Genomic DNA, 16,451 nt, shown 5'->3' on the forward strand with positions numbered 1-16,451 from the left:
CCCAAAAAAGCGATGATAATCACCTGGCTTTCGCAACAACTGTTGAAAAAAAGGTGATGTATGCAACTGCAAAACAAGTCTCTCATTGAACGTATCGTCCACGCCGTCGGTTTCGAGGCCATCGCCGTGATGGTTTGCGCCCCGCTGGGCGCGTGGCTGCTGAACCGTTCAATGGTGCAGGTCGGCGCGTTGGCGGTGATGCTGTCCACCGTCGCGATGCTGTGGAACATGGTTTACAACACGGTGTTCGACCGCCTGTGGCCGGTCAGCCGGGTGGTGCGTAACCTGAAGGTGCGTGCGCTGCACGCCGTCGGCTTTGAAGCCGGTTTTATCCTGATCGGCGTGCCGATCGCCGCCTGGATGCTGAGTATCTCCTGGGCGCAGGCGTTTATGCTGGAAATCGGTTTCTTCCTGTTCTTCCTGCCGTACACCATGGCCTATAACTGGCTGTACGACACGCTGCGCCAGCGCTGGTTCGAGGCGCGCCAGCCGATCAATTCCGGCGCCAAATAAGGCGTCGTCAGACTGACGATTCTCAGGTAAGGTCAGAGGATCGTCGGAAATGCTGAGGAACGAAGGATGAAAGTGTTGGGTCTGCTGGGCGGCATGAGCTGGGAATCCACCATTCCGTATTACCGCACCATCAACGAGCAGGTAAAGGCGCGCCTCGGCGGGCTGCATTCGGCCAAAATCGTGCTCTACAGCGTCGATTTCCAGGAGATTGAGCGCTTGCAGCACCAGGGCGATTGGGACGGCGCCGGCCGGCTGTTGGCCGAGGCCGCGGTGGCTTTGCGCGCCGCCGGCGCCGAAGCCATCGTGATCTGCACCAACACCATGCACAAGGTGGCGGAGGCGGTCGAGCAGGCCAGCGGCCTGCCGCTGATTCACATCGCCGACGCCACGGCGCTGCAGGTGCGGGAGAAAAACATTCGCCGCGTCGGGCTGCTGGGCACGCGTTTTACCATGGAGCAGACCTTCTACCGCGGCCGCCTGCAGGAATTGCACGGCATCGACGTGGTGACGCCGGTCAGCGCCGATCGTGACATCGTGCACCGCATCATCTATGACGAACTCTGCCTCGGCAAAATTCGCGACGCCTCGCGCGACGAGTATCGCCGGATCATCAGCGATCTGGAACAGCAGGGGGCGCAGGGGATTATTTTCGGCTGCACCGAAATAGGCTTGCTGGTGAGCGAGCGGGATGCGTCGGTGCCGGTGTTCGACACCACCGCGATCCACGCCCGCGCCGCCGCGGCGTTCGCGCTGGCCTAATCGTCGTGCGGCGGTTGCCGGCGGTTTACCAGCATCAGCGGTTTGCCCGCCAGCGCCAGCCAGGCGGGCAGCATCACGATGCACAAGACCGGCAGCAGGTGCAGATCCGGCACTACCGCCACCGCCATAAACAGGCTGAGCCAGCCGTCGCGGGTCACCACCAGCACCAGCCCCATGATGGCGCAGGAGACGGTGATCGCCGCCGGCACCGCCGGAACGTGCTGATGCAGCATCAGGCCCAGCGCCGCGCCGACAAACACCGCCGGGAAGATGCGCCCGCCGCGGAAACCGCAGGCGGCGGCGATCACCAGCGCCGCCAGCTTGGTCAGGGTAATGGTCAACAGCGCCGGCACCGAATAGCTGTCGTCCACCGCCAGGCGTTTCATCTCATCCAGCCCCTTGAACAGGGTAATCTCTCCGCCCAACAGCGCCAGCAGCCCCAGCACAAAGCCGCCCAGCCCTAACATCAACACCGGATTCTTCATTGAATGGAACAGGCGGTGAACATGCGGGAAACACCACAGCGCCACCATGCCGAGCGCGATGGCGATCAGCGCCACGATGGCGCCGCTGAAGATGTCCGGCAGCCGCGTCACGTCGTAGGCGTCGAGCTGCAGGGCGAAATTGGGCACGAAGAACATCTGGGTGGTGACCGCGCCGGCGGCGGCGGCCACCAGCGGGGCGAACAGCCGATCCCACAGCGGCGTTTCGTTATTGCCGGCCAGGGTTTGCGAAAAGATCAGCGCGGCGGCGACCGGTGTGCCGAACATTGCGCCGATGGTGCCTGCCGCGGCCAGGATGATCCAGTCCATGCGCGGCACTTTCGGCAGCAGGCGCGCGCCGGCCGCCGCCGCCAGTGCGATGTTGATGGCGGTGATCGGGTTCTCCGGCCCCAGACTGACGCCGCCGGCCAGGCCGACGATCAGCGCCAACCCCAACCCCGGCAGGGCGGAGAGCGGCAGCGGCATGCCGATCAGCGATTCCGTCGCCGGATCCGGCCCGGCGTGACCCGGCATATAACGCACGATCAGGCCGACCGCCACGCCGGTCAGCGTCAGCATCGCAACCGGCCACCAGGGCGACTGGGCGTCCAGGCTCAGCGCATCGGGCAGCGTCACCCACAGTAATTGCTGCAATGCGGCGGCAATTTTCATCACCAACAGCAGCACCAGACTGGAAGCGGAACCGATAATCAGCGCAGGCAAAGCAAAGGCCAACATGGCATTGGCGCGCGGATGCAGCATGAATAATCCCTTGTCGATGTCTCCCTGCGGGGCAGGGAGAGCGGGTGGTTGGGCAGTGGCCACAACTTGCCAGACTATCGGCGCGCAGGCACGCATTGATATTGCCCGGCGGCGATGGCGGTTAACAGTCGCCGGGGGGCATTTTTTGCCGCAATTTGTTTCAAATCGCGGCATAGCGGGCAAGCTGAAACGTTTTTTGTGATCCGGATCGCTATTGAGGTGCAGATCCGAGGCGGGTGATTGTTGTTTTCGCAGCAGGATTTTACAGTGTGGGCAGCTTTTTATTTTTCATTTTGCGGAGACGAAATCAATGACCTATGCCCTCGTAGGTGATGTTGGCGGCACCAATGCCCGCCTGGCGTTGTGCACTGTTGCGACGGGTGAGATTACCCAGGCGAAAACCTATTCCGGCCTGGAGTTCGACAGCCTGGAGGCGGTGATCCGCCACTATCTGAAAGCGTGCGATATCGAGGTGCAGGACGCCTGTATCGCGATCGCCTGCCCGGTGACGGAAGACTGGGTCGCGATGACCAACCACAGCTGGGCGTTCTCGATCAAAGAAATGAAGGCCAACCTGGGGTTGAGTCATCTGGAAGTGATCAACGATTTCACCGCCGTCTCGATGGCGATCCCGATGCTCTCGCCGGACGACGTGCTGCAGTTTGGCGGCGGCGATGCGCAGCCGGGCAAACCGATTGCGGTGTATGGCGCCGGCACCGGGCTGGGCGTCGCCCACCTGGTGCAGGTCGATCGCCGCTGGGTCAGCCTGCCGGGCGAGGGCGGCCATGTCGATTTCGCGCCGAACAGCGAAGAAGAAGACATTATTCTGGAGGTGCTGCGCGGTGAAGTAGGGCACGTTTCCGCCGAGCGCGTGCTGTCCGGGCCGGGCCTGGTCAACCTGTATCGCGCCATCGTCAAGGCAGACAACCGCCTGCCGGAGAAACTGGCGCCGAAGGACATTACCGAGCGGGCGCTGGCCGACAGCTGCATCGACTGCCGCCGTGCGCTGTCGCTGTTTTGCGTGATCATGGGGCGCTTCGGCGGCAACCTGGCGCTGAATCTGGGCACCTTTGGCGGCGTGTACATCGCCGGCGGCATCGTGCCGCGCTTTATGGAATTCTTCAAGGCCTCGGGCTTCCGCGCCGCCTTCGAAGACAAAGGGCGTTTCCGTGACTATGTGCGAGACATTCCGGTGTTCATGATAACCCATGGTCAACCGGGCCTGTTGGGGGCCGGCGCGCATCTGCGCCAGACGCTGGGCATGCGGCTGTAAGCCGCGCGGCAGGGCAATAAAAAAGGGGCGCAACCCGCAGGTTGCGCCCCTTGTCGTTTTCGCGGGGTATCAGGCTTTGGCCAGCTCCGCCGCCTGTGCGGTTTCTTCGCTTTCCATTTCCACCGCCTTCGGCGCTTTGATGAATAGCGTAATCAGCAAAGAAGCGGCGGACAGGACGCCAATCACCATGAAGGTGGCGTGGAAGCCGCCGAAGTATTTGGCGACGAACGAACCGGCCAGCGCGCCCAGGCCGAAGCCCTGGTAGATGATGCCGTAGTTTTTGCTGTGGTTTTTCAGGCCGAAGAAGTCGCCGACAATCGCCGGGAACACGGTGATGTTGCCGCCGAAGCAGAAGGCCACCGCGCCGACGCAGATGAAGAACAGCGTGTGGTTCAGGGTCATGAAGCTCAGGGCGACAATCGCCAGCACGGTAACCAGCATGGTGAAGCTGATGACGCGCATGCGGCCCACTTTATCGGACAGCGTACCCAGGATGATGCGGCCGGCGGTGTTGAAGATGGCGACGGCGGACACGGTGTTGGCGGCGGTAGCCAAGTCCATCCCGGCCAGCTGAACGCCCATGTCTTTCACGATGCCAATCAGGTACAGACCGCTCATGCAGGCAGCGAAGAAGATGGTGAATAGCAGGTAGGCTTCTTTGGTGGCCAGCATCTGGCGCACGCTGAAGTCGTTGCCCAGACCATTGGCGCCTTGCTGTGCGGCGTTGGCCGCCAGCACCGGCTCTTTCAGCAACAGGGAACCGACGACGATCAGGCCCATCACGATGGCACCCCAGTAGAAGAAGGCGCCGGAAACGCCGACGTCAGCGATCAGGGCGGCGTTGACGTATTTGAACAGCAGGCTGCCGCTGCCGAAGGCGCCGACGGAGATGCCGGAAATCAGGCCTTTGTTGGCGGGGAACCACTTAATCAGGTTGGACAGGGTGGAGATGTAGGCGATACCGACCGCAAAGCCCACCACCACGCCAGCCAGCAGGTAAATCATGTCGAGCGAGCTGACGTGGGCGCTGGCGATGAGACCCAGGCCGACCAGAATGCCGGAACACAGCGTCAGATTGCGGATGCCGAAGCGTTCTTGCAGCTTGCCGGCGAACAGCGTGGCGAAGGCCAGGAAGAAGCTGGTGATGGAGAAGGTGGTGGCGACGTCCGCCAGCCCCCAGTGGAACTTGTCGACCAGCGGCTGGTTGAACAGGCTCCAGGTGTAGATGGTGCCCAGACCCATCTGACAGATGATGGTGCCGAGAACGATTAAGCTGCGATTTGCCGGTTTGGTGTTCATGGCCGGTCTCCTTCCTGTGTGTGCGTTGCCGGGCGTGAGCCGTTGGCTGAAATTTGCGGGGTGAATCTGTGTTCCCGCGGTATGGGCTTATTATATGGCCGGCGCCCCCGGCGGGCGGCGGATAGGGAATGAGTTGCACGATGGAAGGAATGAAATGCATTTTATACGGCGTGAGTTGCCGTTTTTGCGCCGAAAAGCGCGTGAAATGCCGGGGGTGACACGTGATCTACATCAAAGATATCAACGATTTATTGTTAATCACCGGTGAACGATTGTGGTGAAATTGTGAAGGATGCGTCTGCAAGGCGTAAATCGGCATTGCGCCTATAGAGCGGCGGCGAGCGCGGGACTATGTTATCTGCGATCGGACGAGGTCCGCTCTGCAGGAGTCCATGAAATGAAAAAAACGCTGTTGTTACTGGCCGCGCTGCTGGCGCTGCCGCTGGCGAGCCAGGCCGACGTGTCCATCGGCGTGAACGTGCCGGGCCTGTCGTTGCATATCGGCGATCGCGATCATCGCGGCCACTACTGGGACGGCTATCGCTGGCGCGATCCGCGTTGGTGGGCCGATCATCACCGGTATGAACGCCCGCGCGGGTACTATTACGGCCCGCCGCCACGGGTGATTTACTACGGGCCGCCGCGGCGCGACTGGCGAGATCGGCCGCATTACCGCATGCCGCCACCGCCGCCGCCCGGCTATTACTACCGTCCGGGCCCGCGCTGGTAAGCGCTTACAGGCGCATCAGCTTGCGAAACTCTTTCACCTTGCTGCGGCTGACCGGCACTTCAAACTCAAGATCGCTCAGCCGCAGAATGTAGGTATTGTTGAACCAGGGCACGATCTCGCGGATCTTGGCCAGGTTAACGCAGTAAGAGCGGTGGCAGCGGAAGAAATGTTCTTCCGGCAGCCGGCCGTAAAACTCGGTGAGGTTCATCGGCATCACGAACTCTTCCCGGCGAGTGTAGACCCGCGTCACCTTTTCATCGGCGGCGGCGTAATAGATGTCGTTGATGTCGGTAACGATGATCCGCTCGTCTTTGATCAGGTTGATGCTGTGGCTGCCGCGGCTCGGCGCGCTGGTCGGTTCCGCCGCGCCAGCGGGGCGATGATGCAGCGCCTCCAGCTTTTGCAGCATGGTGACGATGCGCGCCTCGTGATAGGGCTTGAGGATATAGTCGAACGCTTCGATCTCGAACGCTTCCACCGCGTGCTCTTTATAGGCGGTGATGAACACGATAGACGGGCGATGCGCGAATTTGCTGATGTTTTGCGCCAGCAACACGCCGTCCAGCGACGGGATGTTGATGTCGAGGAAAATGGCGTCGACCTGGTGGGTCTGCAGGTATTTGAGGACGTCGAGGCCATCCTCGAAGGTAGCGACGATATCGATATTGCTGTGTTTCTTGATCAGGTAGCTGAGTTCTTCCTGCGCGAGGAATTCGTCTTCCACGATGATGGCTTTCATGAGGCCTCCCCGATCGGCGGCGCGCTCGATTCCTGATGCAGCTTGCCGCCGTTTTTGCTGATGTAGAACGCGATTTCGGTGCCCGGCTCCAGGCGGCGGATATGCAGCCCTTCACCGTACAGCAGCGACACGCGGTGGTGTACGTTGAGCAGGCCGATATTGTGGCCCGGCATCTCGTTGCGCGCCACCCGATCGATGGTTTCCTGATTGATGCCGTGGCCGGTATCCTTCACCGATATTTTCACCCGGTCGCCCTGATCTTTCACCGCGATCACGACTACCCCTTTGCCCTTGCAGGGCTGGATGCCGTGCACGATGGCGTTCTCCACCAGCGGCTGGATCAGCAGGCTCGGAATGCGCACCGAGACGTCGTCGTCGATGTCGTAAATCACCGTCAGCTTGGCGCCGAAGCGCGCCTGTTCGATGGCGATGTAATCCTGGATCTGATGCAGTTCCTTGCGGATATCGATCAGTTCGTCGTTCAGCTCCAGGTTGTAGCGCAGGTAGCGCGACAGATTGATGATCAGCTGGCGCGCGGTGTCCGGATTCAGGCGGATGGAGGAAGAGATGGCGTTCAGCGCGTTGAACAGGAAGTGCGGGTTAATCTTGCTCTGCAGCGCGCGCATTTCGGCTTTATCCGCCATCTGGCGCAGATGCTCGATGCGCGAAACCTCCATCTGGGTGGAGATGATCTGCGACAGCCCGACCGCCATCACCTTCAGCGTGTTGGTGATCTGGTGAGCGTGGCAGTAGTAAATTTTCAGCGCGCCGGTCACTTCGCCCTTTTCCCACAACGGCACCACCAGCTGCGAATGGATCTGCGGCGCGGCCGGGTTTTCCAGGTTGTTTTTGATGATGATTTTGCCGTGGCGAATGCTTTCGCGGGTAACGCGGCTCAGCCCTTCGCGGCCGATCGGGTAGGCTTCGCGCCCCACGCCGACGTAAGCCAGCACCTGATGGGTATCAGTGATCGCCACCGCGTCGGCGCGGATGTCCTGGCGGATGATATCGCAAATGGTGGCCAGCGATTCGCTGTTGATGTTGCGAAAATAGGGCAGCGTCTTGTGGGCGATATCCAGCGCCAGCTTGGCCTGGCGCGCGGCGATCACCTCTTTTTCATCTTCGACGCTCTGCACCAGCAGCACGATCAGGCCGATGCACACCGTGCCGAGGATCATCGGCAGCGCGATCTGCGACACGATGTCCAGCCCAAGCTCGGTCGGCTTGGCCCACAGCACGATCAGCAGCATGGTGAGGGATTCGCACAGCATGCCGCCGACGATGCCGGCGCGCCAGCGCTGCTCTTTTCTCACCTTGAGGTTGATGTAGCCGGCGCTGATGCCGGCGATGATGCTGGTGATGAGGCAGGGCACCGAGGTGATGCCGCCGATGTCGATCAGATAGCGGTGCACCCCGGCGATGATGCCGGTGACGATCCCCACCCAGGGGCCGAACAGGATGCCGCCGGCCATGATGGCGATGACGCGCACGTTGACCAGCGATCCCTCAACGTTAATGCCGGAGTAGGTGCTGAACAGCGCGAACAGCGAGAAGATCGCCGTGACGATGCCGAGCTCGAGCGGCGTATGGTCTTCTTTTTGCAGCAGTTGGCGGAACAGCCGGGTGCGGGTCAGGAAAAACAGACAGATCAACATCAGCGCGGCGCGATCAAACACCGCCAACAGCATTTCAAAAAAAGGGTGCACGACGGGTTCTCGCTGCGGCCTACGGATGACGGCAGTATACCACAGCGAGAGAGGCCCGTGGCTGGGGCGGCGGTCAGCGCATGCCGAGCTGCGCTTTGCCCAGCGGCGTCAGCAGCTCGACGGTGGCGCGGCCCTCGAAATCGACCTCGAAATCGTCGGGGGCGAAGTCCGGCGGCGTTCTGCCGTCGATAAAGCTCGGCAGTTGGCGCTGCAGATAGGCGTCGTTTTTCTCGCAGCCCGGCGCGGCGGCGATGTACATCACGTTGCTGTCGAACTCGCCGTTATGTTCGTTCTCCACCGCGTGGATCACGTCGCAATGCCAAAATACCGTGTCGCCCGGCTCCAGATCGGGAATAGGGGAAATCCCGCTTAATAAAAGGGGATGCCATTTTTCCGAGATCGACAGCGCGCGGCCCGGCGCCGCATCGCACAGATCGTCGTCGGCGACGTCGTCCTGCAGCGCGCGCAGCAACACATAGGCCATGGCGTTGGCGATCGGCACCAGGTTCAGCGTGCCGGCGTTGGTGCGTTGCGGCGTCAGCGCCGTCCAGCCCTGGAAGGTGCGGAACATCGAGCAGACCGCCGGGGAGGCTATTTCGCGCACCTCGGTGCGGCCGTCGGCGGCGAAGGGATCGTACTGCTGCCAGTCGCCGGAGAAGACGTGGCGATACACATAGCGGAAATTCTCGTCCAGCCAGCGCTCGATGGTGCCGCTGTCGACGTGCGGTGACAGGCCCAGTGATGAGGAGTTCGGCGGGCGGCGGCGGGTGCGATCGGCGTAGGTGGCGACGCGGGTCGGATCGAAATGCTGCTTGCCGTTGCTTTCGGTGGCCCACAGGCTGTTGAGGAACACCTGTACCGCATGCATGCGCGCATCCTGCCGCGCTTCGACCTGCGGTTTTGACCAATAGATGCCGTAAATCTGCGGCTTGCTGGCGGCCAGCTTGCCGAAATAGTTGTCTTCGGCGGCGTTTTTCAACCGCTCGACGAAGTTGTTGCGATCGAGGTAATCGCCGATTTCGCGGTTCCAGCCCTCGGCTTTGGCGCGCGGAAACACCCCGCGAATAGCGCAGGCGCCGCGCTGTTTGATCAGCGCTTTTTGTTGTTCAGTGACGCGCTGCTGCAGGATATCTTCCGCGTCAATTTGCGGCACCGGGTTGTGGCCGGCGGCCAGTTCGCGGCGAATCTGTTCGACCTGGGCGCGGATGTTCTCTTCCAGCGCCTGGAATACGTCGCGATAGTTGGGCAATGCCTGGCGCAGCTGACGCTTGACGTTAACGATCGCCTGCGGAATATCGTCGATGACTAAAGAGGCCATGGTGTTCTCCTGATGCCGCGTGGGTAACGGCGGCGGGCAGTTGTAGGGAATCGGGCAAGACGTTATGGTTTTGTGGTTTTAACGTAAATGATTATCGGCAACCAATCGGGGAAAATAAAGAGATATCTTTCATTCGTAAGTTCCTCTTTTTCGTTTTTCGGAGATTTTATGAAGCTGGTCACTGAACGTCTGCAATTACAGTCGATAACCGCCGAGGATTGGCCGCTGTTTCTGCGCCTGTACCAAGATCCCGAGGTGATCCGTTACATCTCCGATCCGCGCAGCGAAGCGGAGATCCGCGCACGATTCGAGGAGCGCCTGCCGGTCTGGGACAAACACGGCGACCAGTGGCTGTGCCTGGTGATGCGTGAGAAGCACAGCGGAGAGGCGGTGGGCATTACCGGCTTTCGCCCGCACTGGGTGCCGTATCGGCAGGCGGAAGTGGGATACGGGAGTTTGCCTTCCGGGCAGGGCAAGGGCTATGGCAAGGAGTCGCTGCGGGCGGTGCTGGATTTTGCGGTGAACGCCTGCGGTTTTCACAAGCTGACCGCCACCGTGACCGCCGGCAACCTCGCCTCGCGCGGCCTGCTGGAGTCGTGCGGTTTCCAGCTGGAGGGCACGTTGCGCGACAACTACCGTCTGGCGGATCAGTGGTGCGACGACTGGCTGTTCGGGCTGCTGGCGGCGGAGTTTCAGAGCGCTAAATAAAAATATCGCGCCGGGTATCGACAAGCTCGTCGGCGCTGCGCTATGTTCGATATTCGGTCAGTTCGCTGGCCAGCGTCGCTCGGACGGTCCGGGCGCTAACGTCTATCGAGGAATCCCCTATGGCTGATAACAGTCCACAGCGCCGTTTCACGCGCATTGAACGCCTTCCCCCTTACGTATTCAACATCACCGCCGAACTGAAGATGGCCGCACGCCGTCGCGGCGAGGATATTATCGACTTCAGCATGGGTAACCCCGACGGCCCGACGCCGCCGCACATCGTGGAAAAACTGTGCGCCGTCGCCCAGCGCGACGACACCCACGGTTATTCCACCTCGCGCGGCATTCCGCGCCTGCGCCGCGCCATTTCGCGCTGGTATGCCGATCGTTATCAGGTGGATATCGATCCGGAAAGCGAAGCCATCGTCACTATCGGTTCGAAAGAGGGGCTGGCGCACCTGATGCTGGCGACCCTCGATCACGGCGATACCGTGCTGGTGCCGAACCCCAGTTACCCGATCCACATTTACGGCGCGGTGATCGCCGGTGCTCAGGTGCGCTCGGTGCCGCTGGTGGACGGCGTGGATTTCTTCGGCGAGCTGGAGCGCGCCATTCGGGAAACCATTCCGCGCCCGAAAATGATGATCCTCGGCTTCCCGTCCAACCCGACCGCGCAGTGCGTGGAGCTGGATTTCTTCGAGCGGGTGGTGGCGCTGGCCAAGCAGTACAACGTGCTGGTGATCCACGATCTGGCCTATGCCGATATCGTCTATGACGGCTGGAAAGCGCCGTCGATCATGCAGGTGCCGGGGGCGAAAGACATTGCGGTGGAGTTCTTCACCCTGTCGAAAAGCTACAACATGGCCGGCTGGCGCATCGGTTTCATGGTCGGCAATCCCGAACTGGTCAGCGCGTTGGCGCGCATCAAGAGCTACCACGACTACGGGACCTTTACGCCGCTGCAGGTGGCGGCCATCGCCGCGCTGGAAGGCGATCAGCAGTGCGTGCGCGATATCGCCGAGCAGTACCGGCAGCGCCGCAACGTGTTGGTGAAAGGGCTGCATGAGGCCGGCTGGATGGTGGAAAACCCGAAGGCGTCGATGTACGTCTGGGCGAAAATTCCCGAACCTTATGCCCATCTCGGTTCGCTGGAGTTCGCCAAACGCCTGCTGGCGGAAGCCAAGGTTTGCGTTTCGCCGGGCATCGGCTTCGGCGACTATGGCGATACCCATGTGCGCTTCGCGCTGATCGAAAATCAGGACCGTATTCGCCAGGCGGTGCGCGGCATCAAGGCCATGTTCCGCGCGGACGGGCTGCTGATGCCGGGCAAAGGCGGCGGCGCCAAATAATCCTGTCAGGCCGGACGTTTGTCCGGCCTTATTTTTTCCCGTCCCAAGGTTTTCTTCATTATTTCCCCATTATGCTCGACTACGCTGAATTTTATTTTTTTGGATAGAGTGTATGAGCAACCGCTATGCGCGATCGCAAATCGTTTTACATTGGTTGACACTGCTGATGGTGATCCTCACCTACGCGGCGATGTTGCTGAAGGATTCGGTGCCGGAGGCGTGGGCGCCGCTGGTCAAAAATCTGCACTTTAATTTTGGGGCTTCGGTTTTTGTCCTGATGCTGATTCGGCTGGCGGTGCGCACCCTCCACGCGACGCCGCCGACCACGCCGCCGCTGGAGGAATGGCAGGAAGTGGGCGCCAAGATCTTCCATTGGCTGCTGTACGTGGTATTCCTGATGTTGCCGCTGCTGGGCGTGTTAACCCTGGCCTACGGCGGGAAATCGTGGACTTTACTGGGGTGGCCGGTACCGCAATGGGTGACGCCGGATCCGGTGATGCGCAAGCTGGTTAAAACGGTTCATGAGACGCTGGCGAATATCGGCTACTTTATCATTGGCGCGCATGCGCTGGCGGCGCTGTATCACCACTACCTGCGCAAGGATGACACCCTGCGCCGCATGATGCCGGGCAAATAATGGCGAACGACGGAAACGACAAAGGGACGCTTGCGCGTCCCTTTGTCTGTGTTCCTGGTGTGGCTGCTGTCAGGCAACCATCAACATGAAGGTGCCAACCCAGGCAACCAGCATGAATGACACGCCCATCAAAAAATATTTCACTGAACAACTCCTGTCTGGAGTCCTCGCCAGCAATGATCCCGATTGTTGTGCTGAGTGTTTTATGGACAACCGGCTTGTCGGGCGGATTCTTCCAAGCGAAAGAACAACGTCCTCGAGCGCGGGGTGTCCGGTTGTCGCGCCTCATGCTCCGTGAGGTAAAATCCGAACCGCGACAGGATCGGCGCTAATGTACTCTCAATACTGGTCTGATTTCAATACTGTGTTTTTGATCACAATTTTAGGCTGTTTTTTAAACAGTGCGGGCTGTTTTATAACGCTTTTTATAAGCAAGCGACAGAAAGTAGCCCGCTGTGGCGGGCTTTAAAATCGGGTATTGCAATACGGCGGCAGGCGCTCAAGCGACGGCGTTGATGCCGGTCGCCAAAATGACCCAAAAAACGAGACAAGACAGCAGAATAACGGCCCAAATATGACGGCGACTCCACTCCATTTTTAGCCTTCGTTGTTGCGACAAGTGATTAGGTAGCCATCATATCGGCGCAAAACGGGGAAAATTTAGCCCCCTTGGATAATATTTCGCTTACATATCGCTAACTTATTGACAAACTTCGCTTATTGTCACGCGCACTTCGTAGCCCAGCAGATACAACGCCTGCTCCAACGCTTCAATCTTCGAGGCGTAGCCGATATCCAGCAACCGCTCCATTTGCCCGCCGTTGAATCCCAGCTTGCGCGCCAGCGCCGCTTTGCCGGTGTTTTTGCGCAGCATCGCGTTGTGCAGTTCGATCTTCAGCGTCACCAGCGCCGGCAGATGTACCCTCAAGTCATCGGTTTGCAGAGGAGAAGGGGCGGGCAGGGGCAGCCCTTCATCCATCGCGGCGGCGATGGCGGCCAGCAGGCTTTCCTGTGCTTCCAGCTCGATGTCTTCGCGTTTATAGCAGGCAGATTGCCACTCGGGGAAGTCGTGGAAACCGATCTGCCAGGCATCGCTGTCGCTATCGAAGGTGTAATGGGCGGGGTAGTGGCTGTACATGGCAATCCCTGATTGAAACCAGAATGAGGCGCTATTGTGACGGCATGCCCGGGAGATAGCCAGCATGAATGTATACGTGGGGAATTTAAATTGAACTGAATAATTATTAGCAGGCAAATTTAATTTTCGTGTTAACAATAGTCTTATTATTTTTCCAAGAAGGTAGATTATTTAATTGGGTGTTTGGATTAATATTCCTGTTGGCCGGTGATAATGAGAATTAAAATCAAATATCACACTGGTTTTTATATAATTTCACACGAAAGAGTGAAAATAAGAATATTGGTCATAAATAAATCCCATCTTATTGATTTGTATTGTTTTAATTTTTATTATTTCACTTATTGATAATTGTGAAATTCCAGTTTCAGGCAGATATCACCTGGCTGCGGTATTCATTGGCGGATTTATAAAATACTCTTTTTAGGCAAAGGCGCATTCGATTCTATTTAAGCGTGCGCCAGACAGAAATATTCATTACTCCATGCTTATTACCCGACGGCTCTAGCCGACTTTTCGGGTGCCTGCTCGCATTTCTACTTTGCCAGGACAGCAGCTCACGGATTAAAGGAATACCTCGTGCCTAAAGTTAACTCGCGTTCATTACGCTTTACCGAACGCCACGCTACCAAATATGCGGCGTCATTGCTGTTTATCGGTTTATCCCTGCCGGCCACCGCGCTGGCGGATGAACGCTATGACGCGCTGATCCGTCAGGCCAGATCGGGCGATACTGCGCCGGTGCTGGCGTATCTATCGCAGCGGCGCGCTCAGGAGGAGTTGAGCCTGCAGCAGCGAGCCGATTATATCCAGGTGGCCGGATGGGCCGGCCACGATGAAGAGGTCGTCGCGCTTTGGCGTGCCGACGGCGCCGCGCTGCAGCGGGATAGCGCCAGTCTGGCGACGGCGGCCCGCGCCTATCGCAACCTGAAGCAGTGGCAACCATCGCTGCGACTGTGGCGTACGGCGTTGCAGCTCGCTCCCGCCGACGGCGGCTTACAGCGTGGCTATGTGATGACGCTGGCGGATGCCGGGCAGGATGCGCAGGCGCAAACGGAGGCGTCCAAAGCGGAGAAACTGCTGGAGCCGGCGACGTGGTATCTGACGCGCGCCTATGTGGACCAGGCCGCCGGCCGCAGCTGGGCGGCGCTGGAAAACGCCACTCATGCCCGCGCGCTGGCGCCGTCCGACACCGGTATTCAGGCTTATTACGTGACGCTGCTGGCGGCGAATCGGGTCGCGGATCCGGCGCTGCGTGAAAGCCAGGGGCTGGCATTGCCGCCCGCGCAGCAGCGGCGCCTGCAGGCGGATGAAGCCGCCGAGCTGGTGCGGCTGTCGTTTATCGATGCTCGCGGCGAACAAGAACGTTTCGTCATCGCCGACCGCGCGCTGGCGCGCTATGACCAACTGCTGGCGCAGTGGCGGCCGCTGCCGGAGGCGCAGGACAGCTACCAACAGGCGCGCGTCGATCGCCTGGGCGCGCTGTTGGCGCGTTATCGAATGGCCGAAGTGGTGAGCGAATATCAAACCTTGCAGGCGGAAGGGCGCACGGTGCCGGATTATGCCCAGCGCTGGGCGGCGTCCGCCTACCTCTATCTGCAGCAGCCGGACAAGGCGCAGGCCATTTTCGGCCGCCTGAACGCCGCCGCGCCGCAGGCGGTGACAGCCGAAGACGAAACCGATCTGTTTTACGCGCAGGCGGAGAACGAACGCATCGATCAGGCGGCGTTGCTGGCGCAGCGCGTCAGCCAGCGCTATCCCTACGCGACCCGCCTGTACCAACTGCCGACGCTGGCCTACAACGATGACTGGCTGGTCGGCCAATCGCTGCTGGCGCAGTCGCGGGTTTATCAACGCGATCTGGCCGAGGCCGAACGGCAGTTGACCCATCTGGCGCGAACGGCGCCGGGCAATCAGGGTTTGCGCATCTCCTTGGCCAGCGTTTATTTGGCGCGCGGCTGGCCGCGTCGCGCCGAGGAGGAGTTGAAGCAGGTGGAAGGGCTGGAGCCGCGCAGCCTGCCGTTGGAGATCCAGCAGGGCTATGTCGCGCAGGCGTTGCAGGAGTGGCGCCAACTGGATTTGCTGGCCGACGACGTCATCCAGCGCGCGCCGGAAAGCGTTGCCGCTCAGCAGCTTGAACGTTCGCGCCGCATTCACCATATGTCTGAACTGCGCATCAGCGGCAATCAGGGCATTGATTCCGACGGGCCGGTCAGCGGCAGCCACGATTTCGGCATTCACGCCGCGCTCTATTCACCGCCGATCGACGACAACTGGCGGTTGTTCACCGGCTGGGGATTCAACACCGGCCAATTCGACGAGGGCAAGGGCATCAACCGCGATCTCAGCGCCGGCGCCGAGTGGCGCTCGCGCGATCTGTGGCTGGAGGCCGAGGTGGCCAACCGCAACTACGGCCACGGCAATGAGCTCGGCCTGCGCCTCTCATCCTGGTATGACCTGAATGATCAATGGCGCCTCGGCGGTTCGGTGGCGCGCCTGTCGGCCGAGACGCCGCTGCGCGCGTTGACCAACGGCATCAGCGCCAACGGCGGCAACCTGTGGCTGCGTTGGCAGCAGAACGAAAGCCGCGAGCTGCGCGCCAGCGTGGCGCCTTCGCACTTCTCGGACGGCAACAACCGGCTGGAGTACGGCCTGGAAGGGCGGCAACGGCTGCTCGCCGGCGCCCGCTATCGGCTGGACATGAACCTGACGCTGTCCGGCAGCCGCAACAGCAAGGAGAACGTGCCGTATTACAACCCGAAGCGCGACTTCACGCTGCTGCCGTCGTTAACGCTCGATCACACCCTGTATCGCCATTATCAGACCGAGTGGAGTCAGCAGTTCCAGGCCGGCGCCGGCAGCTATTGGCAGCGGGACTATGCGCGCAAGCCGATCACCCAGCTGGGTTACGGCCAGCGCGTCAGCTGGAACGGAGTGTTGGACGCCGGCGCGATGCTGCAGTTTGAGAAGCATCCGTACGACGGTAAACGCGAGCGGAACATCGGCGTGACGTTTGATCTGAATTATCGTTTTTAAAG

15 protein-coding genes are annotated in these 16,451 nt (G+C 60.3%); 8 read left to right on the top strand and 7 right to left on the bottom strand.

Annotation, left to right across the window (positions count from 1 at the left end; genetic code table 11):
• Nucleotides 1-60 precede the first annotated feature (60 nt).
• Nucleotides 61-513: a multidrug/biocide efflux PACE transporter gene (locus ACJ8PL_RS08255; RefSeq protein WP_016926809.1), complete on the top strand. Its 453-nt coding sequence runs from the start codon at nt 61-63 to the stop codon at nt 511-513.
• A 66-nt stretch (nt 514-579) separates the two neighbouring features.
• Nucleotides 580-1,272 carry an aspartate/glutamate racemase family protein gene (locus ACJ8PL_RS08260; RefSeq protein WP_016926810.1) on the top strand — a complete coding sequence of 231 codons (693 nt, stop codon included), beginning with the start codon at nt 580-582 and terminating at the stop codon, nt 1,270-1,272.
• Here the strand turns inward: ACJ8PL_RS08260 and ACJ8PL_RS08265 are convergent.
• Nucleotides 1,269-2,516 carry an ion channel protein gene (locus ACJ8PL_RS08265; protein WP_049190183.1) on the bottom strand — a complete coding sequence of 416 codons (1,248 nt, stop codon included), beginning with the start codon at nt 2,514-2,516 and terminating at the stop codon, nt 1,269-1,271. The genes ACJ8PL_RS08260 and ACJ8PL_RS08265 overlap by 4 nt on opposite strands.
• Nucleotides 2,517-2,826: 310 nt before the next feature.
• On the opposite strand from ACJ8PL_RS08265, the gene glk reads away from it, so the two are divergent.
• Entirely contained in the window at nt 2,827-3,789 is a 963-nt protein-coding gene (glk, locus tag ACJ8PL_RS08270) for a glucokinase (RefSeq protein WP_016926812.1), read from the top strand.
• Nucleotides 3,790-3,858: 69 nt separating this feature from the next.
• On the opposite strand, the gene ACJ8PL_RS08275 is transcribed toward glk, so the two are convergent.
• Nucleotides 3,859-5,088, bottom strand: coding sequence for an L-lactate MFS transporter (locus ACJ8PL_RS08275; RefSeq protein WP_016926813.1), 1,230 nt, complete (start codon nt 5,086-5,088; stop codon nt 3,859-3,861).
• A 397-nt stretch (nt 5,089-5,485) separates the two neighbouring features.
• Between ACJ8PL_RS08275 and ACJ8PL_RS08280 the strand changes: the two genes are divergently transcribed.
• On the top strand, nt 5,486-5,818 hold the full coding sequence (locus ACJ8PL_RS08280) for a DUF2502 domain-containing protein (protein WP_016926814.1): 333 nt from the start codon (nt 5,486-5,488) through the stop codon (nt 5,816-5,818).
• Nucleotides 5,819-5,822: 4 nt separating this feature from the next.
• Here the strand turns inward: ACJ8PL_RS08280 and ACJ8PL_RS08285 are convergent, their stop codons facing one another.
• From ACJ8PL_RS08285 to ACJ8PL_RS08295, 3 genes are all read right to left on the bottom strand, one after another.
• Nucleotides 5,823-6,557 carry a LytR/AlgR family response regulator transcription factor gene (locus ACJ8PL_RS08285; RefSeq protein ID WP_004936341.1) on the bottom strand — a complete coding sequence of 245 codons (735 nt, stop codon included), beginning with the start codon at nt 6,555-6,557 and terminating at the stop codon, nt 5,823-5,825.
• Nucleotides 6,554-8,245, bottom strand: coding sequence for a sensor histidine kinase (locus ACJ8PL_RS08290; RefSeq protein ID WP_016926815.1), 1,692 nt, complete (start codon nt 8,243-8,245; stop codon nt 6,554-6,556). The genes ACJ8PL_RS08285 and ACJ8PL_RS08290 overlap by 4 nt, the downstream gene beginning before the upstream one ends.
• A 91-nt stretch (nt 8,246-8,336) precedes the next feature.
• The gene (locus ACJ8PL_RS08295; RefSeq protein ID WP_097101585.1) at nt 8,337-9,581 is read right to left on the bottom strand and encodes a DUF1479 domain-containing protein; all 1,245 of its coding nucleotides are present in this window, start codon (nt 9,579-9,581) and stop codon (nt 8,337-8,339) included.
• Between the two features lie 168 nt (nt 9,582-9,749).
• On the opposite strand from ACJ8PL_RS08295, the gene ACJ8PL_RS08300 reads away from it, so the two are divergent.
• From ACJ8PL_RS08300 to ACJ8PL_RS08310, 3 genes are all read left to right on the top strand, one after another.
• Nucleotides 9,750-10,289 carry a GNAT family N-acetyltransferase gene (locus tag ACJ8PL_RS08300; RefSeq protein WP_097101587.1) on the top strand — a complete coding sequence of 180 codons (540 nt, stop codon included), beginning with the start codon at nt 9,750-9,752 and terminating at the stop codon, nt 10,287-10,289.
• Nucleotides 10,290-10,408: 119 nt separating this feature from the next.
• Complete coding sequence (alaC, locus tag ACJ8PL_RS08305; protein ID WP_033643934.1) at nt 10,409-11,638, top strand: alanine transaminase; 1,230 nt, start codon at nt 10,409-10,411, stop codon at nt 11,636-11,638.
• A gap of 112 nt (nt 11,639-11,750) precedes the next feature.
• A complete protein-coding gene (locus tag ACJ8PL_RS08310) occupies nt 11,751-12,275 on the top strand; it encodes a cytochrome b (protein ID WP_442531057.1) in 525 nt (174 codons plus the stop codon).
• A gap of 69 nt (nt 12,276-12,344) precedes the next feature.
• On the opposite strand, the gene ypdK is transcribed toward ACJ8PL_RS08310, so the two are convergent.
• Together ypdK and ACJ8PL_RS08320 are read right to left on the bottom strand one after the other, a co-directional pair.
• A complete protein-coding gene (gene ypdK / locus ACJ8PL_RS08315; RefSeq protein WP_099782600.1) occupies nt 12,345-12,419 on the bottom strand; it encodes a membrane protein YpdK in 75 nt (24 codons plus the stop codon).
• A gap of 556 nt (nt 12,420-12,975) precedes the next feature.
• On the bottom strand, nt 12,976-13,413 hold the full coding sequence (locus tag ACJ8PL_RS08320) for an antitoxin HicB (RefSeq protein WP_048796672.1): 438 nt from the start codon (nt 13,411-13,413) through the stop codon (nt 12,976-12,978).
• 579 nt (nt 13,414-13,992) lie between these two features.
• Here ACJ8PL_RS08320 and pgaA point away from each other — a divergent pair.
• Nucleotides 13,993-16,449: a poly-beta-1,6 N-acetyl-D-glucosamine export porin PgaA gene (gene pgaA, locus ACJ8PL_RS08325; RefSeq protein WP_442531058.1), complete on the top strand. Its 2,457-nt coding sequence runs from the start codon at nt 13,993-13,995 to the stop codon at nt 16,447-16,449.
• Nucleotides 16,450-16,451 lie beyond the last annotated feature (2 nt).

This window comes from Serratia sp. CY83965 (assembly GCF_052166375.1).
GTDB classification, from domain to species: Bacteria; Pseudomonadota; Gammaproteobacteria; order Enterobacterales; family Enterobacteriaceae; genus Serratia; species Serratia marcescens.

What these genes read in the sequence shown, in the direction of transcription:
- ACJ8PL_RS08310 (WP_442531057.1), top strand. Translation starts at nt 11,751, where the DNA reads ATGAGCAACCGCTATGCGCGATCGCAAATCGTTTTACATTGGTTGACA.
- glk (WP_016926812.1), top strand. Translation starts at nt 2,827, where the DNA reads ATGACCTATGCCCTCGTAGGTGATGTTGGCGGCACCAATGCCCGCCTG.
- ACJ8PL_RS08265 (WP_049190183.1), bottom strand. Translation starts at nt 2,516, where the DNA reads ATGCTGCATCCGCGCGCCAATGCCATGTTGGCCTTTGCTTTGCCTGCG.
- ACJ8PL_RS08285 (WP_004936341.1), bottom strand. Translation starts at nt 6,557, where the DNA reads ATGAAAGCCATCATCGTGGAAGACGAATTCCTCGCGCAGGAAGAACTC.
- ACJ8PL_RS08300 (WP_097101587.1), top strand. Translation starts at nt 9,750, where the DNA reads ATGAAGCTGGTCACTGAACGTCTGCAATTACAGTCGATAACCGCCGAG.
- ACJ8PL_RS08255 (WP_016926809.1), top strand. Translation starts at nt 61, where the DNA reads ATGCAACTGCAAAACAAGTCTCTCATTGAACGTATCGTCCACGCCGTC.
- ACJ8PL_RS08290 (WP_016926815.1), bottom strand. Translation starts at nt 8,245, where the DNA reads ATGCTGTTGGCGGTGTTTGATCGCGCCGCGCTGATGTTGATCTGTCTG.
- ACJ8PL_RS08320 (WP_048796672.1), bottom strand. Translation starts at nt 13,413, where the DNA reads ATGTACAGCCACTACCCCGCCCATTACACCTTCGATAGCGACAGCGAT.
- ACJ8PL_RS08275 (WP_016926813.1), bottom strand. Translation starts at nt 5,088, where the DNA reads ATGAACACCAAACCGGCAAATCGCAGCTTAATCGTTCTCGGCACCATC.
- ACJ8PL_RS08295 (WP_097101585.1), bottom strand. Translation starts at nt 9,581, where the DNA reads ATGGCCTCTTTAGTCATCGACGATATTCCGCAGGCGATCGTTAACGTC.
- ACJ8PL_RS08280 (WP_016926814.1), top strand. Translation starts at nt 5,486, where the DNA reads ATGAAAAAAACGCTGTTGTTACTGGCCGCGCTGCTGGCGCTGCCGCTG.
- alaC (WP_033643934.1), top strand. Translation starts at nt 10,409, where the DNA reads ATGGCTGATAACAGTCCACAGCGCCGTTTCACGCGCATTGAACGCCTT.
- ACJ8PL_RS08260 (WP_016926810.1), top strand. Translation starts at nt 580, where the DNA reads ATGAAAGTGTTGGGTCTGCTGGGCGGCATGAGCTGGGAATCCACCATT.